Genomic DNA, 26835 nt, shown 5'->3' on the forward strand with positions numbered 1-26835 from the left:
TCGTGGTTCGGTTGTTCGGCTGTACGGGTGAAACGGTGTCGCTAGCGGCGGGGCTGGGCGTCCAGCACCTGCTGGAGGGCTTCGAACTCCTCCACGCACTTGCCGGAGCCGAGCGCCACCGAGTCCAGCGGGTCCTCGGCGATGTGGATCGGCATGCCGGTCTCGCGCCGGAGGCGCTCGTCGAGGCCGCGGAGCAGGGCGCCGCCACCCGTGAGAACGATGCCGCGGTCCATGACGTCACCGGAGAGCTCCGGCGGGCACTTGTCGAGGGTGGTCTTCACGGCGTCGACGATCGCGTTGACCGGCTCCTCGATGGCCTTGCGGACCTCGGCCGCGGAGATGACCACGGTCTTGGGCAGGCCGGAGACGAGGTCGCGGCCCCGGATCTCGGTGTGCTCGTCCTTGTCGAGGTCGTACGCGGAGCCGATGGTGATCTTGATCTGCTCCGCGGTGCGCTCGCCGAGGAGGAGGGAGTACTCCTTCTTGATGTGCTGGATGATCGCGTTGTCCAGCTCGTCGCCGGCGACCCGGATGGACTGTGCCGTGACGATTCCTCCGAGGGAGATGACGGCGACCTCGGTGGTGCCGCCACCGATGTCGACGACCATGTTGCCGGTGGCCTCGTGGACGGGGAGACCCGATCCGATGGCCGCCGCCATGGGCTCCTCGATGATGTGCACCTGGCGGGCGCCCGCCTGGGTCGACGCCTCGATGACGGCGCGGCGCTCCACTCCGGTGATGCCGGAGGGCACGCAGACGACGACGCGGGGGCGGGCCAGGTAGCGGCGCTTGTGGATCTTGAGGATGAAGTAGCGGAGCATCCGCTCGGTGATCTCGAAGTCGGCGATCACACCGTCCTTGAGCGGGCGTACGGCGACGATGTTGCCGGGGGTCCGGCCGATCATCTTCTTCGCCTCGGCGCCGACCGCGAGGATGCCCCCGGTGTTGGTGTTGATGGCGACGACTGACGGCTCGTTCAGAACGATGCCTCGACCCCTGACGTACACCAGCGTGTTGGCGGTCCCGAGGTCGACAGCCATGTCACGGCCGATGAACGACATTGAGTTCCCCTTGATTTCCCATGGCTGAGAGTGGTGCGGCGTGGAGTTTTCCATCGTAGTGCCGCCCGCGCGGATGCCGCGCGTTGGTCCACCTCTGTATCTGGTGACGGTAGGACGCGGCGATCCGTTCCCGGGATTGACGTTCATATGCCTGGGGGCGACCGAATTCCTTCGGTCGCCCCACAGGGTTGTGCCGATCGACTGACGCCGGGTCAGCGGACGGCTCAGACAAGACCCGGGAAGAAGATCTTCAGCTCGCGCGCCGCGGACTCCTCCGAGTCCGAGGCGTGGATCAGGTTCTCCCGGACGATGGTGCCGAAATCACCGCGGATCGAACCCGGCGCGGCGGCGATCGGGTCGGTCGGCCCGGCGAGCGTGCGCAGGCCCTCGATGACCCGCTCGCCCTCGACGACGAGCGCGACGACCGGGCCGGACTGCATGAACCCCATCAGCGGCTCGTAGAAGGGCTTGCCCTTGTGCTCGCCGTAGTGCTGCTCCAGCGTGTCCTGGTCCAGCTCGCGCAGCTCCAGGGCGGTGATGGCCCATCCGGCCTTCCGCTCGATGCGGCCGATGATCTCGCCGATCAGGCCACGGCGGACGGCGTCGGGCTTGAGCAGGACGAGCGATCGCTGGCTCACGGGGGAACTCCTTCGGAAAAGCGGTGTGCGGGACCTCCGAGGCTACAGGGCCCGCACGTCCCGCGATTACGCAGCGTCAGGCCCTGCCGAGGCATGCGCCGCGGCCCAGTCGGCCTTGACCTTGTCGATCCGCCGCCCGTAGTGCACCGAGGCCCACCACAGACCGGCGAAGACGGCCCCGAGGAAGAACATGGTGGGGACGAAGAAGCCGCTGAGGACGAGCCCGACCTGCAGGGCCCAGCCGAGCTGCACTCCACCCGGCCGGGTGATCATCCCGCACAGCAGCACCGAGACGACCATGGCCACGCCGCAGACCCACCAGACGGTGGACGTCGCGAGGCCGTCGTCCTTCATGGCGACGAGCCCGGCGAAGCCGATCACGAAGAACTCGCCGATGAGGGTCGAGGAACAGAGCACGCGCATCGGGTTCAGCCCCTTCGCAGCAGCAGCCGGGCGTCGCCGACCGTGAAGATCGAACCGGTCACGAGCACGCCCGCGCCGCCGTACTCGGCCTCTTCCTCCGCGAGGGTGATGGCCGCCTCGATGGCATCGGGCAGCCGCGGCTCGACGACGACCCGGTCCTCGCCGAAGACCTCGACCGCGATCGCGGCGAGCGCGTCCACGTCGGTGGCCCGCGGGTTGGAGTTCGCGGTGACCACGACCTCCGCGAAGATCGGCTCGAAGGCCTCCAGGAGGCCCTTGGCGTCCTTGTCCCCGCTCGTGGAGACCACGCCGATGAGCCGGGAGAAGCCGAAGGCCTCGCTGATGCCCTCCGCCGTCGCCCGCGCGCCGTGCGGGTTGTGCGCGGCGTCCAGGATGACGGTCGGGGAGGTGCGGACGATCTCCAGGCGGCCCGGGGAGGCCACCTGGGCGAAGGCCCGGCGGACGGTGTCGACGTCCAGGGTCCTGGCGTGCTCGGCACCGATCCCGAAGAAGGCCTCGACCGCCGCGAGCGCCACCGCGGCGTTGTGCGCCTGGTAGGCGCCGTGCAGCGGCAGGAAGATCTCGTCGTACTCGCCGCCCAGGCCCCGCAGGGTGAGGAGCTGGCCGCCGACGGCGACCTCGCGGGAGGCGATGCCGAACTCCATGCCCTCGCGGGCCACGGTCGCGTCCGCCTCGACGGCCTTCTTCAGCAGGACCTGGGCCGCGTCGACCGGCTGCTGGGCGAGGATGACGGTCGCGCCCTGCTTGATGATCCCGGACTTCTCGGTTGCGATCTCGGCGGTCGTCCCGCCGAGCCGGTCGGTGTGGTCGAGGTCGATGGGGGTGACGACGGCGACGGAGGCGTCGATGACGTTCGTCGCGTCCCAGGTGCCGCCCATGCCGACCTCGACGACCGCCGCGTCGACCGGGGCGTCCGCGAAGGCGGCGTACGCCATGCCGGTGAGGACCTCGAAGAAGGAGAGCCGGTACTCCTCGCGGGCGTCGACCAGTTCCACGTACGGCTTGACGTCCTGGTACGTCTCGATGAACCGCTCGGCGGAGATCGGGGCGCCGTCCAGGCTGATCCGCTCGGTGATGGTCTGCACGTGCGGCGAGGTGTAGCGCCCGGTGCGCAGCTCGAAGGCGCCGAGCAGGGCCTCGATCATGCGGGCCGTCGACGTCTTGCCGTTGGTGCCGGTGATGTGGATCGAGGGGTACGCGCGCTGCGGCTCGCCGAGGACGTCCATCAGGGCCGCGATCCGCTTGACGGAGGGCTCCAGCTTGGTCTCGCCCCAGCGGGTGGACAGCTCGGTCTCGACCTCGCGCAGCGCCCTGTCCAGCTCGGGGTCCTCGGGGCGGCTGGGCACGGGGTCGCCCTGGGGCGGTCCGGCCTGGGCGCGCAGGGTGCGGCTGCCGGCCTCGATCACCGCCAGGTCGGGGTCGCGGTCTGTCTCGGTGTCGACGATGTCGTCGAACTGGTCATTCGGGTCGCTCGGCTCGCTCACGGGCCCAGTCTACGGAGCGGCGCCGACAGGACCGCGGACCCACCCCTTTCGGGACTTTCGGTCCACCGGCCCACCGGTCCGCGCGGCGACGGAGGACGGGGGCGGGGGGCGGGGAGGGCGGCGCGCGGGCAGGGCGGGAGGCAGGGCGCGCCCTCCGTCGTCCCGGGTCCTTCGTCCCCGGCTCCTGGGCTTCGGTCACAAGCCGCGTGACGCCGTCCACAAGCGGACGGAAGACGAGGGGGCCCGGAACCGCTTCGCGCGGTTCCGGGCCCCCTCGTCGCGCACTAGGCCTGCGGCAGGTTCGCCAGCTGGGCCTGGATGCGGGCGATGTCCTCGTCCGCCTTGGCGAGGCGGGTGCGGATCTTGTCGACCACGTTGTCCGGGGCCTTGGCGAGGAAGGCCTCGTTGCCGAGCTTGCCCTGGGCCTGGGCCTTCTCCTTCTCGGCCGCCGCGAGGTCCTTCGCGAGGCGCTTGCGCTCGGCGGCGACGTCGATCGTGCCCGAGAGGTCGAGCGCGACGGTGGCGCCGGCGACCGGCAGGGTCGCGGTGGCCGCGAAGCCGTCGCCCTCCGGCTGGAGGCGCAGCAGCTGCCGGATGGCGGCCTCGTGCGCGGCGAGCGCGGTGCCGTCGAGCTCCAGGCGGGCGGGGACCTTCTGGCCGGGCTGGAGGCCCTGGTCGGCGCGGAAGCGGCGGACCTCGGTGACCACCTGCTGGAGGTTCTCGATCTCGGCCTCGGCGGCGTCGTCGCGGAAGCCGCTGTCGGTCGGCCACTCGGCGATCACGAGGGACTCGCGCCCGGTGAGCGTGGTCCACAGGGCCTCGGTGACGAACGGGACGATCGGGTGCAGCAGGCGCAGCATGACGTCCAGGACCTCGCCGAGGACCCGGCCGGAGACCTCGGCCTGCTCGCCGCCGGCGAAGAACGTGGTCTTCGACAGCTCGACGTACCAGTCGAAGACCTCGTCCCACGCGAAGTGGTAGAGCGCGTCGCTGAGCTTCGCGAACTGGTAGTCCTCGTAGTACGCGTCGACCTGGGCGACGGTCTTGTTGAGGCGGGACAGGATCCAGCGGTCGGTCGCCGACAACCGCTCGACCGGGGGCAGTTCGCCCTCGATCGTCGCGCCGTTCATCAGGGCGAAGCGGGTGGCGTTCCAGATCTTGTTGGCGAAGTTCCGGGAGGCCTTGACCCAGTCCTCGCCGATCGGCACGTCGACGCCCGGGTTGGCGCCGTTGGCCAGGGTGAAGCGGACGGCGTCGGAGCCGTACTGGTCCATCCAGTCCAGCGGGTTGACGACGTTGCCGAAGGACTTCGACATCTTCTTGCCGTTCTGGTCACGGACCATGCCGTGCAGGGCGATGGTGTGGAACGGCGGGGTGCCGTCCATCGCGTACAGACCGAACATCATCATCCGGGCGACCCAGAAGAAGAGGATGTCGTAGCCGGTGACCAGGACGGAGTTCGGGTAGAACTTCTCGAGGCTCTCGGTCCGCTCGGGCCAGCCGAGCGTGGAGAACGGCCACAGGCCGGAGGAGAACCAGGTGTCCAGGACGTCCGTGTCCTGGTGCCAGCCCTCGCCCGTCGGCGGCTGCTCGTCGGGTCCGACGCAGACGACCTCGCCGTCCGGGCCGTACCAGACCGGGATGCGGTGGCCCCACCACAGCTGGCGCGAGATGCACCAGTCGTGCAGGTTGTCGACCCAGTCGAAGTACCGCTTCTCCATCTCCTGGGGGTGGATCTTGACCTTGCCGTCGCGGACCGCGTCGCCGGCGGCCTTCGCGAGCGGGCCGACCTTGACCCACCACTGCATCGACAGGCGCGGCTCGATGGTGGTCTTGCAGCGCGAGCAGTGGCCGACGGAGTGGACGTACGGACGCTTCTCGGCGACGATCCGGCCCTCGGCGCGCAGGGCGGCGACGATGGCGGAGCGGGCCTCCAGGCGGTCCAGGCCCTGGAAGGGGCCGTGGACGGTGATGACCGCGCGCTCGTCCATGACGGCGAGGTTCGGCAGGCCGTGGCGCTGGCCGATCTCGAAGTCGTTCGGGTCGTGCGCCGGGGTCACCTTGACGGCGCCGGTGCCGAACTCGGGGTCGACGTGGGTGTCGGCGACGACCGGGATCGTACGGTCCGTCAGCGGCAGCTTGATCCGCCGGCCGACCAGGTGCTTGTAGCGCTCGTCGTCGGGGTGGACGGCGACGGCCGTGTCACCGAGCATCGTCTCGGCGCGGGTGGTGGCGACGACCAGGGAGTCCTCGCCCTCGCCGTACCGGATGGAGACGAGCTCGCCCTCGTCGTCCTGGTACTCGACCTCGATGTCCGAGATGGCCGTCAGGCAGCGGGGGCACCAGTTGATGATGCGCTCGGCGCGGTAGATCAGCTCGTCGTCGTAGAGCTTCTTGAAGATGGTCTGGACGGCCTGGGACAGGCCCTCGTCCATGGTGAAGCGCTCACGGGACCAGGCGACGCCGTCGCCCAGGCGCTTCATCTGGCCGGAGATCTGACCGCCGGACTCGGCCTTCCACTGCCAGACGCGCTCGACGAACGCCTCGCGGCCCAGGTCGTGGCGGGACTTGCCCTCCTTGGCGAGCTCGCGCTCGACGACGTTCTGGGTGGCGATGCCGGCGTGGTCCATGCCGGGCTGCCACAGCGTCTCGAAGCCCTGCATGCGCTTGCGGCGGGTGAGGGCGTCGATCAGCGTGTGCTCGAAGGCGTGGCCCAGGTGGAGCGAACCGGTGACGTTCGGCGGCGGGATGACGATGGTGTACGGCGGCTTCTCGCTCTTCGCGTCCGCCTCGAAGTACCCGCGCTCCACCCAGCGCTCGTACAGCGGCCCCTCTACCTCGGCCGGCGCGTACTGGGTCGGCAGTTCGGTGGTGGGCGCTGTCTGCTGCTGAGTGTTCTCGGTCACGGGGCCAGTTTAGGGGTGTCGCGGTCCTGTCCTGAAACGCGATTGTTCGGTAACGGTGTGGCCCCCGCCGCACCTGCGGCTCCTCGGTTCCGACAGGATGTTCGCTACGCATAAACATCCTGTGAGGGGAACCTGTCGATGAGCTACAACCAGCCGGGCCCGTACGGTGGCCAGCAGCCCGGTCCCTACGGCCAGCCGGGTCCGTACGGCCAGCCGCCCCAGCAGCCGGGCCCGTACGGCCAGCCGCAGGCTCCGCAGCCGGGTTACGGCTACCCCCAGCAGGCCCCGCAGGGCGTTCCGCCGCAGCAGCCCCCCTACGGCTACCCGCAGCAGCAGCCCCAGCACCCCGGCCCCTACGGCCAGCAGCCCCCGTACGGCGCCCCGCAGGGCCCCGGCGGCTACGTGCCCCACCCCCCGGCCCCGAAGAAGTCCAAGGCCGGCTGGATCATCGGCGCGGTCGCGGTCGTCGCGGCGATCGGCGTGGGCGCGTACTTCGTGCTGGGCGGTGGCGGCGCCTCGGTCGCGGACGACGGCCCCCACAAGCTGATCACGCCGGAGACGGTGCTGGGCGAGTACAAGAAGGCGCCGGACAGCGAGAAGTCCTCCGACAAGGACTCCCTGAAGGAGGCCGAGAAGAACGGCGTCAAGAACGCCCAGGAGGTCAGGGCCACCTACAAGGTGGAGAACAAGGCCAACCCCCTGGCCAGCAAGATGCTCTCCTTCAACGGTCTCTACGGCGAGATCGACGACCCCGAGAAGGTCGTCGACCTCATCTTCGCCACGGCCAAGGCCGAGGCGGAGAAGGACGCCGGCAAGGACGACGAGCCGCAGCTGGAAGGCAGTCCGCAGAAGTACGAGCCGGCCGATCTCGACGGCGCGGTGCTGAAGTGCCAGCAGGCCAAGACGAAGGCCGACGCCGCCGCCGGCGCGCCCTCGTTCACCATCAACATGTGCGTGTGGGCCGACCACAGCACCGTGGGCCTCGTGGTCCCGGCCGACATGGCCTCGATGATGGCGGGCAAGTCCGACTCCGCCGAGGACGCCGCCGCCCTCACCGCCAAGCTCCGCAAGGAAGTCCGCGTCAAGTCCTGATCCGCGGCCCGCACATGCGGAAGGGGCGCCCCGCCGGTCGGCGGGGCGCCCCTTCCGTGTCCGTGCCGCTCAGGCCGACTTCTCGTGCCTGCCGTCGTTCTTCACGATCCGCGGGACCAGCGTCGGGTTGACGTTGTTGCGGACCACGTCGGCCGTGATGACCACGCGGGCCACGTCCTTGCGGGACGGGACCTCGTACATCACCGACTGGAGGACCTCCTCCATGATGGCGCGCAGGCCGCGCGCGCCGGTGCCGCGGAGGATCGCCTGGTCGGCGATGGCCTCCAGGGCCGGGCGGTCGAAGTCCAGTTCCACGCCGTCGAGTTCGAAGAGGCGCTGGTACTGCTTCACCAGCGCGTTGCGCGGCTCGACCAGGATCTGGAGGAGCGCCTCGCGGTCCAGGTTGTGGACGGAGGTGAGGACGGGGAGACGGCCGATGAACTCGGGGATCATCCCGAACTTCACCAGGTCTTCCGGCATGACCTCCTGGAACTGGTCGCTCGCCTCGATCTCGCGCTTGGAGCGGATGGTCGCCCCGAAACCGATGCCCTTGGCACCCGCCCGCGCCTCGATGATCTTCTCCAGGCCCGCGAAGGCACCGCCCACGATGAAGAGCACGTTCGTCGTGTCGATCTGGATGAACTCCTGGTGCGGGTGCTTCCGGCCGCCCTGCGGCGGGACGGAGGCCGTGGTGCCCTCCAGGATCTTGAGGAGGGCCTGCTGCACGCCCTCGCCGCTCACGTCACGCGTGATCGACGGGTTTTCGCTCTTACGGGCGACCTTGTCGATCTCGTCGATGTAGATGATCCCGGTCTCGGCCTTCTTGACGTCGTAGTCGGCCGCCTGGATCAGCTTGAGCAGGATGTTCTCGACGTCCTCGCCGACGTAGCCGGCCTCCGTCAGCGCCGTCGCGTCGGCGATGGCGAACGGGACGTTGAGCATGCGGGCCAGGGTCTGCGCGAGCAGCGTCTTGCCCGAGCCCGTGGGGCCGAGCAGCAGAATGTTGGACTTCGCCAGTTCGATGGCGTCGTCACGGCCCTGCGCGCCGCCGTTCTCGCCGGCCTGGACGCGCTTGTAGTGGTTGTACACCGCGACCGAAAGGGCCTTCTTCGCGGGCTCCTGCCCGACGACGTACCCCTCCAGGAACTCGTAGATCTCGCGGGGCTTGGGGAGTTCCTCCCACCGCACCTCGCTCGTCTCCGCGAGTTCTTCCTCGATGATCTCGTTGCAGAGGTCGATGCACTCGTCGCAGATGTACACACCGGGTCCCGCGATGAGCTTCTTCACCTGCTTCTGGCTCTTTCCGCAGAACGAGCACTTGAGCAGATCGCCGCCATCACCGATGCGTGCCACGAGGTGCTTCCCCTTCGCCTGGGAGTGCTTGGTTCAGCGACTCCTGGTGCCTCATATTCGACGGTACCTTGCCGGGCCCCCCGTTCGGGCCCCCCTTGGCACGGTTCGCATGGTCGCGATTCGGCCACACGGGCCGTCGGGGCCGCGCGAACCGTGCCGAGGGAAGGTCGGGCGTCAGCGCTCCGCGGAGGCCGTGCTCTTGCGGGTCGAGACGATCTGGTCGATCAGGCCGTACGCCAGGGCGTCCTCGGCCGTCAGGATCTTGTCGCGCTCGATGTCGTCGCGGATCTTCTCGATCGGCGTCGAGGAGTGCTTGGCCAGCATCTCCTCCAGCTGGCTGCGCATGCGCAGGATCTCGTTGGCCGCGATCTCCAGGTCGGAGAGCTGCTCACGGCCGGTGCCGCCGGAGGGCTGGTGGATCAGCACGCGGGCGTTCGGCAGGGCCATCCGCTTGCCGGGGGTGCCGGCGGCGAGCAGCACGGCCGCGGCGGAGGCCGCCTGGCCCATGCAGACCGTCTGGATGTCAGGCTTCACGAACTGCATCGTGTCGTAGATGGCCGTGAGGGCGGTGAAGGAGCCGCCCGGGCTGTTGATGTAGATCGAGATGTCGCGGTCCGGGTCCATCGACTCCAGGCACAGGAGCTGCGCCATGACGTCGTTGGCGGAGGCGTCGTCGATCTGCACGCCGAGGAAGATCACGCGCTCCTCGAAGAGCTTCGCGTACGGGTCGTACTCGCGCACGCCCTGCGAGGTGCGCTCGACGAAGCGCGGCACGACGTAGCGGTTGTCGATCGACGCGCCGGTGTAGAGGCCGCTCGGGGAGAGGTTGTTCTGCATCTGGGTGTTCACCGTCCTGGTGGCGTTCGGCGGGGGGCTGGGGCTCTTCGGCGGGCTGCCGGCGCTCAGGCGCCCGTGCCGCCGCCGCCCGGAACACCCGCGGCGTGCGTGATGATGTCGTCGATGAGGCCGTAGTCCTTGGCCTCCTCCGCGGTGAACCAGCGGTCGCGGTCGCCGTCGCGGATGATCGCCTCGACGGTCTGGCCGGAGTGGTGCGCGGTGATCTCGGCCATGCGCTTCTTGGTGCGCAGCAGGTACTCGGCCTGGATCTTGATGTCGGAGGCGGTGCCGCCGATGCCGGCGGATCCCTGGTGCATCAGGATGTCGGTGTTCGGCAGCGCGAAGCGCTTGCCGGGGGTGCCGCCGGTGAGCAGGAACTGGCCCATGGAGGCCGCCATGCCCATGCCGATGGTGACGACGTCGTTCGGGATGTACTGCATGGTGTCGTAGACGGCCATGCCGGCCGTCACCGAGCCACCGGGGCTGTTGATGTACAGGAAGATGTCCTTGTCCGGCTCGGCGGCCAGGAGGAGCATCTGCGCGGTGATCTTGTTGGCGATGTCGTCGTCGACCTGCTGGCCGAGGAAGATGATCCGCTCGCCGAGCAGCCGGTTGTAGACATGGTCGCCGAGGCCGCCACCGATGGACGGCTCACCCGCGGCGTAAGGCTTCAGATTCGTCACGTATCCACCTGCTCGTCTCCGACGGCCCCAAGCCGTCTCAGCGTCTTGTTCTGAGGGCAGTGCCCTCGTATTCATGGACCCTAACGCGCAGGTCGGACAACGCCATCCCGGTTCCCGAACTGTTCGCTGGGAGCGCAAGGTAGTTGGAGGCGTGTAAGCGGGTCCGGGTACGTCCACGGGCCCGTGCGCACAGCTGTGCGCACGGGCCCGTGGAGCAGGGTCCGCCGGGGGCGGGGCCCTTACTTGTCCTCGGAGGCCTCGGCCTCGCCGGTGGCGGTCTCGACGGCCTCCACGGCGGCCTCGACCTCGTCCTCGTCGTCGGAGAGGTCGACGACCTCGCCGTTGGTGTCGACGACCTTGGCGGCCTCGACGACGACCGCGAGGGCCTTGCCGCGGGCGACCTCGCCGACGAGCATCGGCACCTGGCCGCCCTGGGCCACGGCCTGGGCGAACTGGTCGGGGCTCATGCCGGAGGAGGCGGCACGGCGGAACAGGTGCTCGGTGAGCTCCTCGCGGGAGACGTCGAGCTTCTCCTTGTTGACGAGCTCATCGAGGATGAACTGCGTCTTGATGCCCTTCTCGGCCTGCTCCTTGGTCTCGGCCAGGAACTCCTCCTCGGTCTTGCCCTGGATCTCCAGGTACTTCGCGAGGTCGAGGCCCATCTGGCCGAGCTGGTGGTGCTCCAGGTTGTGCTTGCGGGTGTTGATCTCGTCCTCGAGGAGCTTCTCGGGCATCGGGACCTCGACCAGCTTGAGGAGCTCGTCGAGGACGCGCTCCTGGGCCTGGGTGGCCTGGTCGAACTGCTTCATGTTCTCGAGGCGCTTGCGGCTGTCGGCCTTGAGCTCGTCGAGGGTGTCGAACTCCGACGCCATCTGCGCGAACTCGTCGTCGAGCTCGGGGAGCTCACGGGCGGCGACGGTGAGGACCTTGACGGTGACCTCCGCGTCCTTGCCCTCGGCGGAGCCGCCCTTCAGCTGCGAGGTGAAGGTGGCCTCGCCGCCGGCCTCCAGGCCCTTGACGGCCTCGTCGATGCCGTCGAGCAGCTCGCCGGAACCGATGGTGTACGAGACGTCCTTGGCGACACCGTCGGGCAGGACCTCGCCGTCGACCTTGGCCTCCAGGTCGATGGTGACGACGTCGCCCTCGGCGGCGGCGCGCTCGACCGGGGAGGTCGAGGCGAAGCGCTCGCGGAGCTGCTCCACGGACTTCTCGACGTCCTCGTCGGTGACCTCGACCGCGTCGACGGTGACCTCGATGCCGGAGTAGTCCGGGATCTCGATCGTCGGGCGGACGTCGACCTCGGCGGTGAAGGCCAGCAGCTCGCCGTCCTTCAGCTCGGTGATGTCGACCTCGGGCTGGCCGAGCGGGTTGACCTCGGCCTCGTTGACGGCCTCGGTGTAGAACTTCGGGAGCGCGTCGTTGACGGCCTCCTCCAGCACGGCGCCGCGGCCGAACCGCTGGTCGATCACGCGAGCCGGGATCTTGCCCTTGCGGAAGCCCTTGACCGTGACCTGCTGGTTGATCTTCTTGTACGCCGCGTCGAGGCTGTCCTTGAGCTCCTCGAAGGGCACCTCGACAGTGAGCCGAACCCGGGTCGGGTTCAGGGTCTCCACGGCGCTCTTCACGGTTAGGTCTCCTTGTGGCTGATTCCTGGAATCCGTCGGGGCCGCGTTCGGCGGTACCGGCGGGTCGGCCCGGTCAGAAAGACACACGGGCACGCAGCTTGCATAGTAACCGCAAGCGGGATGACGCCCACAACGTGATCAAGGACGCGCGAGGTGGGCGCGTGATCGTCATGGTCGGGGTGGCGGGATTTGAACCCACGGCCTTCCGCTCCCAAAGCGGACGCGCTACCAAGCTGCGCCACACCCCGTCGGTGCGACACGTAGGGTACATGGACGGAGACTGTGCGGCGCCCCCCGATTTCCGGGTGTGCGCGGAAGCCCCCCGACCGGCTACCATGCTCCTCGTGCCGCGGTCCCCGTGACCTGCGGCGCGACGCTGTGCGGGTGTAGCTCAATGGTAGAGCACTAGTCTTCCAAACTAGCTACGCGGGTTCGATTCCCGTCACCCGCTCCACACAGGTCAGGGCCGGTCCGGAGAGCTTCTCCGGGCCGGCCCTGAATCGTTTCTCCGGTGGTCAGAACTTGATGGAGGCCACCGTCTGCGTTATCGAGTCCAGGAAGCGCTGGATGTCGTCGGCCATGCCGGTGGAGGCGAGGAAGAAACCGAAGAGGACCGCGACCACGGCCGGCCCGCCCTTGAGGCTCCCCCCGCGGATCAGCACCACCATGATGATCGCCAACAGCAACACCACAGACAGTGAAATGGCCACAACTGATCACACCCTCGGTCGGTCCCGCCTTGCCCACCAGGGAGCCCCTGTCTCGGAACACCCCCCGCTGTCTCCATCGTGCCATCAACCCCCTTGCCCTCGCTGCCCGGTGACGAATCGTGACCCGGCCCCGCATCGCGGATCGAGAGGATCGCCCCACTCGTACGACCAAGGGGTCCTTGCGTCGTTTCAGGGTATTTCGCCCCATCCGCCTCTCGCGCAGCCGGAGACGGCGTGGTCCTTCAGGCGGGACGCGAGAGGAGCAGCAGGGCCCGGTCGTCGTTGACGTCCTTGGCGACGGCCTCGATCAGGTGCCAGGCGACGCCCTCGAAACCCTCGGCGACGCAGCGGTCGGCCTCGCCGGTGAGGCGGTCGATGCCCTCGGCGATGTCCCGGTCGGCGGCCTCGACCAGGCCGTCGGTGAAGAGCATGAGGACGTCGCCGGGGCGCAGCGAGCCCTTGACCGGATGGAACTCGGCCCCGTCGTACACGCCGAGGAGGGGGCCCTCGGCGGCCTTCTCCTCCCAGCGGCCGCTGCCGGCGTGGAGCTGGAGGGCGGGCAGGTGGCCGGCGGAGAAGAGTTCGTAGTCGCCGGACTCCAGGTCGAGGACGAGGTGGATCGAGGTGGCGAAGCCCTCGTCCCAGTTCTGCCGGAGGAGGTAGCCGTTGGCGGCCGGGAGGAAGCCGTGCGGCGGCAGCGAGCCGAGGAGTCCGCCGAAGGCGCCGGAGAGCAGCAGGGAGCGGGAGGCCGCGTCCATGCCCTTGCCGGAGACGTCGGTGAGGACGACCTCCAGGGTGCGCCCGCCGTGGGTGCGGGCGGCGACGACGAAGTCGCCCGAGAAGGACTGGCCGCCGGCCGGACGCAGCGCCATCTCGCGGTGCCAGCCCTGGGGGAGCCGGGGCAGCGCGCTCTGGACGCGGATGCGTTCGCGCAGGTCGAAGAGCATGGTGCCGCCGCGCCGCCAGGGCACGCCGACCCGGGCGCGGAACTGGGCGATGAGCAGCCCGAAGAGTCCGCAGGCGGCGACGACCAGGACGGTGCCGGGGGTGACCCGGGCCGGGCCCCGGGTGTACGGGCCGAGGACGACGGACTCGACGATGAGGGCGCCGGCGGCCGCCGCGTACAGGGCGAGCAGGCTGGCGGGGCGCAGCAGCAGGCCGCCGGCCACGATGGGCAGGGCGAGCGCGGCGGGCGCGCACCAGACGGGGTCGAGGATGGTCCCGCACGCGATGAGGGGGATCATCAGGAGGAGTCCGGCGAAGGCGAGCCAGTCCGCGCCGTCGCCGCGGAAGTAGTCGACGGCGGATCTGCGCAGCGCGACGCGGGCCCGGCGCACGCGCCTGCGTGTCCGGGCCGCGTACGTGTTCATTCCGGCGCGCTGTCCCATTGGCCTGGACCCTATCCATCCCGTCGGACATCGTGCAGGGGTACCCCTGTGACGATGTGCCTGAAATCGGGTCGCTCCCGGACCTGCGCCGCTGATATCGATGGCGTATGACGACTGAACTGCGGGTTCTCGACCCGTCGGAGTGGGATCGCTGGTTCGGGGTGCTGGATCTCGCGTTCGGTGGTGTGCCGGAGGCGCCCGAGGCGCGGCAGCTGTGGCGCGATCTGACCGAGTTCGACCGTTTCCTCGGCGCCTGGGACGGCGACCTGTGCGTGGGTACGGCGGGGGCGTTCACGTTCCGGCTGACGGTGCCGGGCGGGGCGTCGGTCCCGGCGGGCGGGGTGACGATGGTGAGCGTGGCCGGGACGCACCGGCGGCGCGGGATCCTGACGTCGATGATGCGGCGGCAGCTGGACGACCTGCGGGCGGCGGGCGAGCCGCTGGCCGTGCTGACGGCGTCGGAGCCGGAGATCTACGGGCGGTTCGGCTACGGCGTCGGCGCGTACGCGGTGCGCGCGACGATCGACACGACCCGGGTGCGGCTCACGGTGCCGGAGGGCACGGACGGGGTCTCCCTGCGCATGGCCGATCCGACGGAGTCCTCCACGGCGTGCGAGGCGGTCTACGCGAAGCTGGTGCCGGTGCGGCCCGGCATGCTCGCGCGGCGGCCGGGGTGGGAGCGGCAGCCGCTGCTCGACCCGCCGGGCGAGCGGGAGGGGGCTTCGCGGCTGCTCTGCGTGCTCGCGGAACGGGGCGGGGAGGTCGTGGGGTTCGCGCACTACGCGATCAAGCCGGAGTGGGCGCCCGCCGGGTCCGGCGGGTCCGTGAACGTCCACCGGTTGATGGGGCTCGACCCGGCGGCCGAGGCGGCGCTGTGGCGGTTCCTCTGCTCGGTGGACCTGACGCCGTCGGTACGGTTCCGCAGCCGGCCCGTGGACGACGGCTGGCAGCACCTGGTGAGCGACGTGCGGCGGTGCGAGCCGACGCTGCGGGACGCCTTGCACGTGCGGCTCGTGGAGGTGGGCGCGGCGCTGGAGGCGCGGACGTACCAGGCGCCGGTGGACGTGGTGTTCGAGGTCGCGGACGCGTTCTGTCCCTGGAACGAGGGGCGGTGGCGGTTGACGGGGGACGCGAAGGGGGCGACCTGTGTCCGTACGGGGGACGCTCCCGACCTCGCCCTGTCCGTGCGGGAGTTGGGGGCCGCCTATCTGGGCGGGACCTCGTTGGTGTCGCTCGCCTCCGCCGGGAGGGTGCGGGAGCTTCGGGAGGGAGCGCTCGTCGAGGCGTCGGTGGCCTTCGGGTCTCCCGTTGCGCCCTGGCTGCCGCACGGGTTCTGAGCCGGCCCCGGGGGCGGGCGGGGCGGGAGCGGCGCCGCCCCTGCGGAACGCGCGCCCGCAGCGGGATCAGTGCTGCTGGCAGGTCGGGCACCAGAAGAGGTTCCTGGCGGCCAGGCCGGCGGTGCGGATCCCGGTTCCGCAGATGTGGCACGGCTGGTTCGTGCGGCGGTAGACGTAGACCTCGCCGCCGTGGTCGTCCACGCGGGGCGGGCGGCCCATGGCCTCGGGGGTGTGCTCGGGGCGGACCGTGTCGATGCGGTTCAGGCGGACGCCCTCGCGCATGAGGACCACCAGGTCCTCCCAGATCGCGGTCCACTCCCCCGCGGTGAGGTCCCTGCCCGCGCGGTACGGGTCGATGCCGTGCCGGAAGAGGACCTCGGCGCGGTAGACGTTGCCGACGCCCGCGATGACCTTCTGGTCCATGAGGAGGGCGGCGATCGTCGTGCGGGACTTCGAGATCCGGTGCCAGGCCTTCGCCGGGTCGTCGTCCTCCCGGAGCGGGTCCGGGCCGAGCCGGTCGTGTATCGCCTGCTTCTCGGCGTCCGTGACCAGCGCGCAGGTCGTCGGGCCGCGCAGATCGACGTGTCCCCCGGAGTCGGCGATGCGCAGGCGGACCGTGTCCGTGGGCGGCGGGGCCGGGGCGTCGCCGAAGTTCACCTTGCCGAAGAGGCCCAGGTGGACGTGGATCCATCCGCCGCCCGCGAAGCCGAGGAAGAGGTGCTTGCCGTGGGCTTCGGCGGTCTCCAGGACGGTGCCGTCGAGCAGGGCCGCCGAGTCGGCGAACTTGCCCTGCGGGCTGGAGACGCGCACGGGCCGGCCGCCGAACCGTTCGCGGTGGTCGGCGGCCAGCCGGTGGATGGTGTGCCCTTCGGGCATCAGGCGGTCGGCTCCTGCGGGTGGTGCGCCGGGATCGGGGGGAGCTCGCCGGTGTTCTCGTACGCGGTGAGCATGTCGATGCGGCGGGTGTGACGCTCGTCACCGGAGTACGGCGTGTTCAGGAAGATCTCGACGAACTTGGTCGCCTCTTCCCGGGTGTGCATCCGGCCGCCGACGGAGATCACGTTGGCGTTGTTGTGCTCGCGGCCGAGGGCGGCGGTCTGCTCGCTCCAGGCGAGGGCGGCGCGCACCCCCTTCACCTTGTTCGCGGCGATCTGCTCGCCGTTGCCGGAGCCACCGATGACGATGCCCAGGCTGTCCGGGTCCGCGGCCGTCTTCTCGGCGGCACGCAGGCAGAACGGCGGGTAGTCGTCGAGGGCGTCGTAGATGTGGGGGCCGCAGTCGACGGGCTCGTGGCCGTGGGCCTTGAGCCACTCGACGAGGTGGTTCTTTAGTTCAAAGCCGGCGTGGTCGGAACCGATATAGACGCGCATGATGCCGAGTGTGGCACGCCGGGGCCCGGGTAGCTGGCAGCGGGGTCGGGAGCTTCGCCCGACCCGGTACGGACCTTCGACTTTCGCGAGGTCGCCCGTACATCGATCCGGAATGAGGTCTTCCGATCATCCCTGCTGACGGGGTTCAATGCTCAGGCTCGCGACCCGAGCAGCCCCCACACACGAGGAAGCGTCGATGAACACGCAACCGACCCTGCCGAAGGACGGCCAGGAGACCGGCACCACCGGGTCCTCGCAGTCCTCCGACGGCCTCAAGGCCGGACTCAAGAACCGTCACCTGTCGATGATCGCGATCGGCGGCGTCATCGGCGCCGGTCTCTTCGTCGGCTCCGGCTCCGGCATCGCCGCGGCCGGTCCCGCCATCCTCCTCTCGTACGCGCTCGTCGGCGCCATGGTCGTCTTCGTGATGCGGATGCTGGGCGAGATGGCCGCCGCCCGGCCGTCCTCCGGCTCCTTCTCGGCCTACGCCGACCGGGCGCTCGGCCGCTGGGCCGGTTTCACGATCGGCTGGCTGTACTGGTTCTTCTGGGTCGTCGTCCTCGCCGTCGAGGCGACCGCGGGCGCCAAGATCCTGGAGGGCTGGATCCCGGCCGTGCCGCAGTGGGGCTGGGCGCTCATCGTGATGGTGGTGCTGACCGCGACCAACCTGGGCTCCGTCGCCTCGTACGGCGAGTTCGAGTTCTGGTTCGCCGGCATCAAGGTCGTCGCCATCTCCGCCTTCGTCGTCATCGGCCTGCTCGCCGTCTTCGGCGTGCTGCCCGGCTCGGACAACCCGGGCGCCGGATTCGCGCACCTCACCGACAGCGGGGGCTTCTTCCCGATGGGCGCGGGCGCGGTCCTCACCGGTGTCCTGATGGTCGTCTTCTCCTTCATGGGCAGCGAGATCGTCACCCTGGCGGCCGGCGAGTCCGAGGACCCGCAGCGCGCCGTGACCAAGGCCACCAACAGCGTGATCTGGCGGATCGGCGTCTTCTACCTGGGCTCGATCTTCGTGGTCCTGACGCTGCTGCCGTGGAACGACAAGTCGATCGTCGAGAAGGGCTCGTACGTCGCCGCCCTCGACTCCATCGGCATCCCCCACGCCGGCCAGATCATGAACGTGATCGTCCTGACGGCCGTCCTGTCCTGCCTCAACTCGGGCCTCTACACGGCCTCCCGCATGGCGTTCTCGCTCGGGCAGCGCGGTGACGCGCCCAAGGCCTTCGCGAAGACCAACGCGCGGGGCGTGCCGACGGCCGCGATCCTGTCCTCGGTGGTCTTCGGCTTCGTCGCGGTCTTCTTCAACTACAAGTGGCCGGACACCGTCTTCGCCTTCCTGCTGAACTCCTCCGGCGCCGTCGCGCTCTTCGTCTGGCTGGTCATCTGCGTGACCCAGCTGCGGATGCGCGGGATCATCCTGCGGGAGACGCCGGAGAAGCTGGTCGTCCGGATGTGGCTCTTCCCGTACCTGACCTGGGCGACCATCGCCATGATCGTCGCCGTCCTCGGCTACATGGTGTACGACGGCGGCAGCAACCGCGAGCAGGTCGTGCTGTCCCTGCTCGTGGCCGCGCTCGTGATGGCGATCGCCGTGGTCCGCCAGCGGCTCGGCAGGAACACCGCCGCCGAGGAGCTGGAGCGCGTCTAGGCCGCTCGCTCCCCCGGGCACGCGAAAGGGCCCCGCCGCTCCCCCGAGCGGCGGGGCCCTTCGCGCGTGCCGGCCGTCGTTCAGCCCTTGCGGCCGACCAGCTTCCAGGCGGCCGGCAGGGCGCCCATGGCGAGCGCCGCCTTGAGCGCGTCGCCGATGAGGAACGGGACCAGACCGGCGGCGACGGCCTGACCGAGGGTCATGCCGGTGGCGAGGGCCAGGTACGGCACGCCGACCGCGTAGATGATCGCGGAGCCCAGCACCATGGCGCCGGCCGTGCGGAGCACGGAGCGGTCGGCGCCGCGGCGGGCGAGGGCGCCGACGACGGTCGAGGCGAGGAGCATGCCGAGGACGTAGCCGAAGGACGGCATGGCGTAGCCGGAGGTGGCCTGCGCGAACCACGGGACGCCCGCCATGCCCGCGACCGCGTACAGGGCGAGGGCGAGGAAGCCGCGGCGGGCTCCGAGCGCGGTGCCGACGAGCAGGGCGGCGAAGGTCTGGCCGGAGACCGGGACCGGGGAGCCGGGGACCGGGACCGAGATCTGCGCGGCGAGGCCGGTGAGGGCGGCGCCGCCGACGACCAGGGCGATGCCGCGGGCGCGGCTCGACGGGACGAGGTCGGCGAGGACGGTGCCCGCCCGGAGGGTGCGGACGGGGGCGGCGGCGGTGCTCATCGGTACTCCGCGGTGGGTGAGGGTGGGAGGGACAGGTTGACGGTATGCCAGGAGTGAACGGCCGATCACCGTCAGCCGCCGACAAAGCGGCGGTCGAGCACTTCGTGGAGACCTGACAAAGACCGTCGATCACACCTCGCGCGACGTGACGCTTGTCACTGGGCACTCTCCCCCGGAGGTCCCTTTTGCGCCAGGGGATGTTCCCTGGAGAGACTGTGGGGTCTCCATAAACCGTCAGAGAACACGAGCCCTCCCCATGCACGAGCCCCTCGCTCCCGAACCGGAGCCCCTCTCCCACGGCCTGAAGCAGCGTCACCTGACGATGCTGGGGCTCGGCGGTGTGATCGGCGCCGGTCTCTTCGTCGGCTCGGGCGCCGGCATCGCCGTCGCCGGGCCCGGCATCGTGGTCTCGTACCTGATCGCCGGCGCGCTCGCGATGCTGGTCATGCGGATGCTCGGCGAGATGTCGGCGGCGATGCCCGCCTCGGGCGCGTTCTCGGTGCACGCGGAGCGGGCGCTCGGCCGCTGGGCGGGCTTCTCGGTGGGCTGGCTGTACTGGTTCCTGCTGGTCGTGGTCCTCGCCGTGGAGGCGACGGGCGCGGCGCGGATCGCGCACGGCTGGGTGCCGGGGGTGCCGCAGTGGGGCTGGGTGCTGGTCTTCATGGTCGTGTTCACCCTGGCCAACCTGGCGGCGGTGAAGAACTTCGGCGAGTTCGAGTTCTGGTTCGCGGCGCTCAAGGTCGGCGCCATCGTCCTCTTCCTGGCGCTCGGAGTGCTCGCGATCGCGGGATGGCTGCCCGACACGGATCCGGTGGGGCTCGCGAACCTGACCGGGCAGGGCGGGTTCCTGCCCGACGGCTGGTCGGGGGTGGTCTCCGGGGTCCTGGCGGTGGTCTTCGCCTTCGGCGGCCTGGAGGTCGTCACCATCGCGGCGGCCGAGTCCGACGACCCCGCGCGGAACGTGGCGCGGGCGGTGCGCAGCGCGGTCTGGCGGATCCTGCTCTTCTACGTGGGCTCGATGCTGGTCGTCGTGACGCTGCTGCCGTGGACCTCGATGAGGCCGGGCGAGTCGCCGTACGTGGCGGTCCTGGACGCGATCGGGGTGCCGGCGGCGGGGCAGATCATGAACGTGGTGGTGTTCGTGGCGCTGCTCTCGGCGCTCAACGCGAACCTGTACGGCTCGTCCCGGATGGTGTTCTCGCTGGCGGAGCGCGGGGAGGCCCCGAAGGGGCTGCTGCGGATCTCCCGCGGAGGTGTGCCGCGCCGGGCGGTGCTCGCCTCGGTGGCCTTCGGCTTCGTCTCCGTACTGCTCAATCTCAAGTGGCCGGATTCCGTCTTCCTCTCCATGCTGAACGCGGTCGGCGCGGTGCTGCTCTTCGTCTGGGCGCTCATCGCGGTCTCGCAGCTGCGGCTGCGGCGCCGGATCGAGCGGGAGGCGCCGGAGACGCTGAGCCTGCGGATGTGGGGCTTCCCGTGGCTGACGTGGGTGGCGCTCGCCGCGATGGGCGCGGTGGTCGTCCTGATGCTGTGCGACGACGGGGCGCGGCCGCAGGTGCTGTGGTCGGCGGGGGCGACCGGGGCCGTCCTGCTGGTGGCGTGGGCCCGGGAGGCGCGCACGAAAGGGAACTGAATCTTCACCTTGTGTGAAGGTCGTGCCCGTATAGCGGACTCCGGTTCCCTCTGAGCGGCGCACCCGCCCACACTGTGGGCTTCCTCCCCGTCTCAGCTAGTGAACAGGGTTCGCCCATGTCTCGGACCACCGCGCCCGCGCCGGCCGACCGCAAGGACGGCGCGACCGCACCTGCCGAAGGCCTCTCGCACGGCCTCAAGCAGCGCCATCTCTCGATGATCGCCCTCGGCGGGGTCATCGGCGCCGGGCTCTTCGTCGGCTCCGGCGCGGGCATCGCCGCCGCCGGGCCCTCGATCGTCATCGCCTACGCGATCTCGGGCGTGCTCGTCATGCTCGTGATGCGGATGCTCGGCGAGATGTCGGCCGCGAACCCGGCCTCCGGCTCCTTCTCCGTCCACGCCGAGCGCGCCTTCGGCTCCTGGGCGGGCTTCACCTCGGGCTGGGCCTTCTGGTTCCTGCTCTGCGTCGCCGTCGGCCTGGAGGGCATCGGTGCCGCGAAGATCATGACGGGCTGGTTCCCGGGCAGTCCCGAGTGGGCCTGGGTCGCGCTCTTCATGGTGGTCTTCTGCGCCACCAACCTGGCGGCGGTGAAGAACTTCGGCGAGTTCGAGTTCTGGTTCGCGGCGCTCAAGGTCGGCGCCATCGTCCTCTTCCTCGGCATCGGCGTCCTCGCCATCGTCGGCGCCCTGCCCGGCACGGACGCCCCCGGCACCGCGAACCTCAGCGGCGAGGGCGGCTTCTTCCCGCACGGCTCCGAAGGCCTGATCGTGGGCCTGCTGGCCTCCGTCTTCGCGTACGGCGGGCTGGAGACGGTCACCATCGCGGCGGCCGAGTCGGAGCACCCGGTGCAGGGCGTCGCCAAGGCCGTCCGCACGGCGATGTGGCGGATCGCGCTCTTCTACATCGGCTCGATGGCGGTCATCGTCACCCTCGTCCCGTGGAGCGACAAGGCGGTCGTCGAGAAGGGCCCGTACGTCGCCGCCCTCGACCACCTGGGCATCCCGGCGGCCGGCCAGATCATGAACGTGGTCGTGCTCGTCGCCCTGCTCTCGGCGATGAACGCCAACATCTACGGCGCCTCCCGCATGGCCGGCTCCCTGGTCGCGCGCGACCAGGGCCCGAAGGCGCTGGGCAGGCTGTACGGCGGGGTGCCCCGCCCGGCCGTGCTCGTCTCCTCCGTCGTCGGCTTCGGCTGCGTGCTGCTGAGCTACTGGTCGCCGGACAAGGCGTTCATCTGGCTGCTCAACACCATCGGCGCGATCATCCTGGTCGTCTGGTTCTTCATCGCCGCCTCCCAGCTGGTGCTGCGGCGCCGCACCGAGCGCGAGGCGCCCGAGAAGCTGGTCGTGCGGATGTGGGCCTTCCCGGTGCTGACCTGGGTGGCGCTGGCCGGCATGGCGGCGGTCTTCGTCCTGATGGCGCGCGAGGAGGGCACCCGGGTGCAGCTGTACTCGACGGGCGGCCTGACGCTGGCGCTCGCCGCGGTCGGCTTCGTACGCCAGAGGACGGCGGCGGGCCGGGCCTCCTGATCCCCCCTTCCCGGTACGGCGCTTCCCCGTACGACGACCCCCGGACCGCCGATCGGTCCGGGGGTCTCGTCGTGCCCGGGGGAGGTCGGGGACGCGGGACCCAGGACGAAGGGCTGATCATCATGTCCCGCACCTACTGCTAGCCTGCACTTGCACATTGGTTGCAATAAGAGGTCGAAGGGCTCGGGCACATGGCGATCTACACACTTCCGGAGCTGCCGTACGACTACGCGGCGCTGGAGCCGGTGATCAATCCGCAGATCATCGAGCTGCACCACGACAAGCACCACGCCGCGTACGTGAAGGGGGCGAACGACACCCTGGAGCAGCTGGAAGAGGCGCGCGAGAAGGACCAGTGGGGCGCGATCAACGGCCTGGAGAAGAACCTCGCGTTCCACCTCTCCGGGCACGTCCTCCACTCCATCTACTGGAACAACATGAACAGCCCGAAGGACGGGGGCGGCGGCGAGCCGCTCGCCGCCGACGGCGTCGGTGAGCTCGCGGACGCGATCACCGAGTCCTTCGGCTCCTTCGCCGCGTTCAAGACCCAGCTGACCAAGGCCTCCGCGACCACCCAGGGCTCCGGCTGGGGCGTCCTCGCGTACGAGCCGATCAGCGGCCGGCTCATCGTCGAGCAGGTCTACGACCACCAGGGCAACGTCGGCCAGGGCTCGGTCCCGATCCTGGTCTTCGACGCCTGGGAGCACGCCTTCTACCTGCAGTACAAGAACCAGAAGGTCGACTTCATCGAGGCCATGTGGCAGGTCGTCAACTGGCAGGACGTGCACCGGCGCTACCTGTCGGCCAAGGCCTCGGTGCCGCTGATCTCCTTCTGACCCCCGGCTCCTGCTCGTGATCGTCTTCTCAACCTTCACGGGGCAGGCGGAAGGAGGACGGCCCCCGCGATGACGTGAATCGCGGGGGCCGTCCGCCGTGCGGGGGGGCGACTACTCGAAGCTGGGCGCCGCCGTGCGGGTGCGCTTGATCTCGTAGAAGCCCGGCGTCGACGCCACGAGCAGCGTGCCGTCCCACAGCCGGGCCGCCGCCTCGCCGCGCGGGGTCGGGGTGACGACGGGGCCGAAGAAGGCGACCTCGTCGCCCGTCGGGCCCGGCACCGAGATGACCGGGGTGCCGACGTCCTGGCCGACCTTCTCGATGCCCTCCTCGTGGGAGGCGCGGAGCTCGGCGTCGTACGTGTCCTTGTCGGCGTAGTCCGCCAGGTCCTCGGGCAGGCCGACGTCCTTCAGGGCGCCGACGATCGCCTCGCGCGTCGGGCCCTCGTCGTTGTTGTGGAAGCGGGTGCCGAGCGCCGTGTAGAGCTTGCCGACGACCTCGTCGCCGTGCAGCTGCTGGGCGGCGACGACCACGCGGACCGGGCCCCAGGCCTGGGTCTCCAGCATCTCGCGGTACTCGACGGGGAGCTCGTCCAGCTTGTTCTCGTTGAGCACCGCCAGGCTCATGACCTTCCAGCGCACGTCGACCGGGCGCACCTGCTCCACCTCCAGCATCCACCGGGAGGTCATCCAGGCCCACGGGCACAGCGGGTCGAAGTAGAAGTCGGCGATGGTCCTGCTCTCGGACATGTCACTCCTCGGTGAGGCCGTGGTGTAGGTGGTGCGCCGAAAGGAGCCAACGCCTTCGACGCCCGGCCGCATTCCCGCCACGTCGGATCGCCGTGTGCCGCGCGACAGTGGCACATGGGAGGATCGGTGCTGTTTCGAACGCGCCACGAAGGAGTGACCGTGCCCGGTGAGAACCTGTCCCGTGACGAGGCCCACGAGCGGGCCTCGCTGCTGTCCGTCGACGGGTACGAGGTCGACCTCGACCTGCGGTCGGCGGTCGGCGAGTCCGACGAGCCGGTGCGCACCTTCCGTTCGCGGACGACGATCCGGTTCCGGCGCACCGGCGAGGGCACGAGCACGTTCGTCGACCTGATCGCCCCCTCGGTGAACGCGGTCACGCTCAACGGCCGCCCCCTCGACCCGGCCGTGGTCTTCGACGGCGCGCGGATCGCGCTCGACGGCCTCGCCGACGAGAACGTGCTCGTGGTGGACGCGCAGTGCGCCTACAGCCGCACCGGCGAGGGCATGCACCGCTTCGTCGACCCGGAGGACGGCGAGGTCTACCTCTACACGCAGTACGAGCCGGCCGACGCCCGCCGGGTGTACGCCAACTTCGAGCAGCCCGACCTCAAGGCGCCCTACCGCTTCGCGGTGACCGCTCCGGAGGGCTGGACGGTCTGGTCGAACGGCGCGGGTGAGCAGGACGCCGAGGGCGTCTGGCGGTTCGCGGAGACGGCACCGATCTCCACGTACATCACGTGCGTCGTGGCGGGCCCCTACCACTACGTGACCGACAGCTACACGCGCGGCGAGCTGGAGATCCCGCTCGGCGCGATGTGCCGCAAGTCGCTCGCGAAGCACTTCGACGCGGACGACGTCTTCCTGATCACCAAGCAGGGCTTCGACTTCTTCCACGACAACTTCGACTACCCGTACCCCTTCGGGAAGTACGACCAGGCCTTCGTGCCCGAGTACAACCTCGGCGCGATGGAGAACCCGGGCCTGGTGACCTTCCGCGAGGAGTACGTCTACCGGGGCAAGGTCACCCAGGCCGCGTACGAGAGCCGGGCCAACGTCATCCTGCACGAGATGGCGCACATGTGGTTCGGCGACCTGGTCACCATGGTGTGGTGGGACGACCTGTGGCTGAAGGAGTCCTTCGCGGACTTCATGGGCTCGTTCGTGAACGCCGAGGCCACCCGCTTCACCAACAGCTGGGTGACCTTCGCCAACAACCGGAAGTCCTGGGCCTACCGCGCCGACCAGCTGCCGTCCACGCACCCGATCACGGCCGACATCCGTGACCTGGAGGACGCCAAGCTCAACTTCGACGGCATCACGTACGCCAAGGGCGCCTCGGTGCTCAAGCAGCTCGTCGCGTACGCCGGGCGGGACGCGTTCCTGGAGGGCGCCCGCCGCTACTTCAAGCGCCACGCCTACGGGAACACCCGCCTGGCCGACCTCCTCTCGATCCTGGAGGAGACCTCCGGACGGGACATGAGGACCTGGGCGAAGTCCTGGCTCCAGACCTCCGGCGTCAACAGCCTGACCCCGGCCGTCACCTACGACGCGGAGGGCCGGATCGCCGAGCTCGCCGTCGTCCAGGAGGGCGACGAGCTGCGTCCGCACCGCGCCGCCGTCGGCCTCTACCGGCTCTCCGGCGGGGAGCTCGTGCGGTACGCGCGGGCCGAGGCCGACATCACCGGCGCCCGGACCGTCGTCACCGAGCTGGCGGGCCGGGAGAAGCCCGACCTCGTGCTCGTCAACGACGACGACCTGACCTACTGCAAGATCCGCTTCGACGAGGGCTCGCTCGCGACCCTCCGGGCGCACCTGGGCGACATCACCGACCCGCTGGCCCGCGCCCTGTGCTGGTCGGCGCTGTGGAACCTGACCCGCGACGGACTCATGGCCGCCCGGGACTTCGTCTCCGTCGCGCTCGCCTTCGCGGGCCGCGAGACCGACATCGGCGTCCTCCAGATGGTCCACGCCTGGACGAAGTCGGCCGTCACCCTCTACGCGGCGCCGGCGTGGCGCGAGGAGGGCGGCCGTCTGCTCGCCGAGGGCGGACTGCGCGAGCTGCGCCTGGCCGAGCCCGGCAGCGAGCACCAGCTGACCTGGGCGCGGTTCTTCGCGGCGACCGCCGCCGCCGAGACCGACTTCCAGCTCCTGGAGGGGCTGCTCGACGGCACGGCGAAGATCGACGGCCTCGACGTCGACCAGGAGCTGCGCTGGGCGCTGCTCTCCCCGCTGGCCGTCCACGGCCGCGCGGACGGGGCCCGGATCGACGAGGAGCTGGCCCGGGACGACACGGCCACGGGCAAGCGCCACCAGACCCGCCTCCTCGCCTCGCGGCCCTCGGCGGCGGTCAAGGCGCAGGCCTGGGCTCAGGTCGTCGAGTCGGACGCCCTGTCGAACGCGCTGGTCGAGGCGACCATCGCGGGCTTCGTCCAGCCCTCGCAGCGCGAACTGATCGCGCCGTACGCGGAGAAGTACTTCGCGGCGATCGAGCGGCTGTGGCAGGAGCGGTCGATCCAGATCGGCATCGACGTGGTCCGGGGCCTGTTCCCGGGGCTCCAGGACGACGAGGCGACGCTCGCCGCGACGGACGCCTGGCTGGCGGAGCACGAGGCGGCCCCGCCGGCGCTGCGCCGCCTCGTCCTGGAGGCGCGCGACGACCTGGCGCGGGCGCTGCGGGCGCAGGCGTGCGACGGGCGCGCGGTGGTCTAGGCCGTGACGCGGTGGGGATGGCGCCCGTGAGGGGGCGCCACCCCATCGGCACTCGAACGTGCGTACTTTAGGGCGAGGTTGTCCCGGAATGTCGACGAGCGTGTAACAGGGGTTAGGGGAGCCTTCGGAAGCGG

General features: G+C 70.2%; 22 protein-coding genes and 2 tRNA genes. 8 read left to right on the forward strand and 16 right to left on the reverse strand.

The window, feature by feature from the left end; genetic code table 11:
- Nucleotides 1-41: 41 nt before the first annotated feature.
- From IE180_RS11165 to IE180_RS11185, 5 genes are all read right to left on the reverse strand, one after another.
- Nucleotides 42-1061: a rod shape-determining protein gene (locus IE180_RS11165; RefSeq protein WP_017239313.1), complete on the reverse strand. Its 1020-nt coding sequence runs from the start codon at nt 1059-1061 to the stop codon at nt 42-44.
- Between the two features lie 224 nt (nt 1062-1285).
- Entirely contained in the window at nt 1286-1699 is a 414-nt protein-coding gene (ndk, locus tag IE180_RS11170) for a nucleoside-diphosphate kinase (protein WP_093876112.1), read from the reverse strand.
- Between the two features lie 66 nt (nt 1700-1765).
- Nucleotides 1766-2122, reverse strand: a complete 357-nt coding sequence (locus IE180_RS11175) for a DUF4233 domain-containing protein (RefSeq protein ID WP_190156653.1) — start codon at nt 2120-2122, stop codon at nt 1766-1768.
- 5 nt (nt 2123-2127) lie between these two features.
- Nucleotides 2128-3627 (reverse strand): bifunctional tetrahydrofolate synthase/dihydrofolate synthase, encoded by a 1500-nt coding sequence (gene folC, locus IE180_RS11180; protein WP_190156654.1) that lies wholly within the window; start codon nt 3625-3627, stop codon nt 2128-2130.
- A 284-nt stretch (nt 3628-3911) separates the two neighbouring features.
- The gene (locus IE180_RS11185) at nt 3912-6533 is read right to left on the reverse strand and encodes a valine--tRNA ligase (protein WP_190156655.1); all 2622 of its coding nucleotides are present in this window, start codon (nt 6531-6533) and stop codon (nt 3912-3914) included.
- A 138-nt stretch (nt 6534-6671) separates the two neighbouring features.
- On the opposite strand from IE180_RS11185, the gene IE180_RS11190 reads away from it, so the two are divergent.
- Nucleotides 6672-7625, forward strand: coding sequence for a hypothetical protein (locus tag IE180_RS11190; RefSeq protein WP_190156656.1), 954 nt, complete (start codon nt 6672-6674; stop codon nt 7623-7625).
- Nucleotides 7626-7694: 69 nt separating this feature from the next.
- On the opposite strand, the gene clpX is transcribed toward IE180_RS11190, so the two are convergent.
- The 5 genes from clpX to IE180_RS11215 form a co-directional block, all read right to left on the reverse strand.
- Nucleotides 7695-8978: an ATP-dependent Clp protease ATP-binding subunit ClpX gene (gene clpX, locus IE180_RS11195; RefSeq protein WP_190156657.1), complete on the reverse strand. Its 1284-nt coding sequence runs from the start codon at nt 8976-8978 to the stop codon at nt 7695-7697.
- A gap of 174 nt (nt 8979-9152) precedes the next feature.
- The gene (locus IE180_RS11200; protein WP_190156658.1) at nt 9153-9815 is read right to left on the reverse strand and encodes an ATP-dependent Clp protease proteolytic subunit; all 663 of its coding nucleotides are present in this window, start codon (nt 9813-9815) and stop codon (nt 9153-9155) included.
- 65 nt (nt 9816-9880) lie between these two features.
- A complete protein-coding gene (locus IE180_RS11205; RefSeq protein ID WP_190156659.1) occupies nt 9881-10498 on the reverse strand; it encodes an ATP-dependent Clp protease proteolytic subunit in 618 nt (205 codons plus the stop codon).
- 239 nt (nt 10499-10737) lie between these two features.
- A complete protein-coding gene (tig, locus tag IE180_RS11210) occupies nt 10738-12123 on the reverse strand; it encodes a trigger factor (protein ID WP_190156660.1) in 1386 nt (461 codons plus the stop codon).
- A 171-nt stretch (nt 12124-12294) separates the two neighbouring features.
- Nucleotides 12295-12371 (reverse strand) — tRNA-Pro (locus IE180_RS11215).
- 132 nt (nt 12372-12503) lie between these two features.
- Here IE180_RS11215 and IE180_RS11220 point away from each other — a divergent pair.
- Nucleotides 12504-12577, forward strand: a tRNA-Gly gene (locus IE180_RS11220).
- Nucleotides 12578-12638: 61 nt separating this feature from the next.
- On the opposite strand, the gene IE180_RS11225 is transcribed toward IE180_RS11220, so the two are convergent.
- On the reverse strand, nt 12639-12833 hold the full coding sequence (locus IE180_RS11225) for a hypothetical protein (protein ID WP_190156661.1): 195 nt from the start codon (nt 12831-12833) through the stop codon (nt 12639-12641).
- 242 nt (nt 12834-13075) lie between these two features.
- Nucleotides 13076-14221: a PP2C family protein-serine/threonine phosphatase gene (locus tag IE180_RS11230; RefSeq protein ID WP_190156662.1), complete on the reverse strand. Its 1146-nt coding sequence runs from the start codon at nt 14219-14221 to the stop codon at nt 13076-13078.
- A 107-nt stretch (nt 14222-14328) separates the two neighbouring features.
- On the opposite strand from IE180_RS11230, the gene IE180_RS11235 reads away from it, so the two are divergent.
- Nucleotides 14329-15558, forward strand: a complete 1230-nt coding sequence (locus IE180_RS11235; protein WP_190156663.1) for a GNAT family N-acetyltransferase — start codon at nt 14329-14331, stop codon at nt 15556-15558.
- A 66-nt stretch (nt 15559-15624) separates the two neighbouring features.
- Here the strand turns inward: IE180_RS11235 and IE180_RS11240 are convergent, their stop codons facing one another.
- The gene (locus IE180_RS11240; RefSeq protein WP_190156664.1) at nt 15625-16434 is read right to left on the reverse strand and encodes an Fpg/Nei family DNA glycosylase; all 810 of its coding nucleotides are present in this window, start codon (nt 16432-16434) and stop codon (nt 15625-15627) included.
- A complete protein-coding gene (locus IE180_RS11245; RefSeq protein WP_123452310.1) occupies nt 16434-16928 on the reverse strand; it encodes a ribose-5-phosphate isomerase in 495 nt (164 codons plus the stop codon). The genes IE180_RS11240 and IE180_RS11245 overlap by 1 nt, the downstream gene beginning before the upstream one ends.
- Before the next feature lie 196 nt (nt 16929-17124).
- Between IE180_RS11245 and IE180_RS11250 the strand changes: the two genes are divergently transcribed.
- Nucleotides 17125-18576, forward strand: coding sequence for an amino acid permease (locus tag IE180_RS11250; protein WP_190156665.1), 1452 nt, complete (start codon nt 17125-17127; stop codon nt 18574-18576).
- A gap of 80 nt (nt 18577-18656) precedes the next feature.
- Here the strand turns inward: IE180_RS11250 and IE180_RS11255 are convergent, their stop codons facing one another.
- Entirely contained in the window at nt 18657-19250 is a 594-nt protein-coding gene (locus IE180_RS11255; RefSeq protein ID WP_190156666.1) for a biotin transporter BioY, read from the reverse strand.
- A 256-nt stretch (nt 19251-19506) separates the two neighbouring features.
- Between IE180_RS11255 and IE180_RS11260 the strand changes: the two genes are divergently transcribed.
- The 3 genes from IE180_RS11260 (at nt 19507) to IE180_RS11270 (ending at nt 23245) form a co-directional block, all read left to right on the forward strand.
- Complete coding sequence (locus IE180_RS11260; RefSeq protein ID WP_190156667.1) at nt 19507-20880, forward strand: amino acid permease; 1374 nt, start codon at nt 19507-19509, stop codon at nt 20878-20880.
- A gap of 116 nt (nt 20881-20996) precedes the next feature.
- The gene (locus tag IE180_RS11265; protein ID WP_190156668.1) at nt 20997-22409 is read left to right on the forward strand and encodes an amino acid permease; all 1413 of its coding nucleotides are present in this window, start codon (nt 20997-20999) and stop codon (nt 22407-22409) included.
- Between the two features lie 191 nt (nt 22410-22600).
- Entirely contained in the window at nt 22601-23245 is a 645-nt protein-coding gene (locus IE180_RS11270; protein ID WP_190156669.1) for a superoxide dismutase, read from the forward strand.
- 111 nt (nt 23246-23356) lie between these two features.
- Here IE180_RS11270 and IE180_RS11275 read toward each other — a convergent pair whose 3' ends face one another.
- On the reverse strand, nt 23357-23992 hold the full coding sequence (locus tag IE180_RS11275) for a mycothiol-dependent nitroreductase Rv2466c family protein (protein ID WP_190156670.1): 636 nt from the start codon (nt 23990-23992) through the stop codon (nt 23357-23359).
- A gap of 159 nt (nt 23993-24151) precedes the next feature.
- On the opposite strand from IE180_RS11275, the gene pepN reads away from it, so the two are divergent.
- A complete protein-coding gene (pepN, locus tag IE180_RS11280; protein ID WP_190156671.1) occupies nt 24152-26701 on the forward strand; it encodes an aminopeptidase N in 2550 nt (849 codons plus the stop codon).
- The last annotated feature ends 134 nt before the right edge of the window (nt 26702-26835 follow it).

The organism is Streptomyces litmocidini (assembly GCF_014649755.1).
GTDB classification, from domain to species: Bacteria; Actinomycetota; Actinomycetes; order Streptomycetales; family Streptomycetaceae; genus Streptomyces; species Streptomyces litmocidini.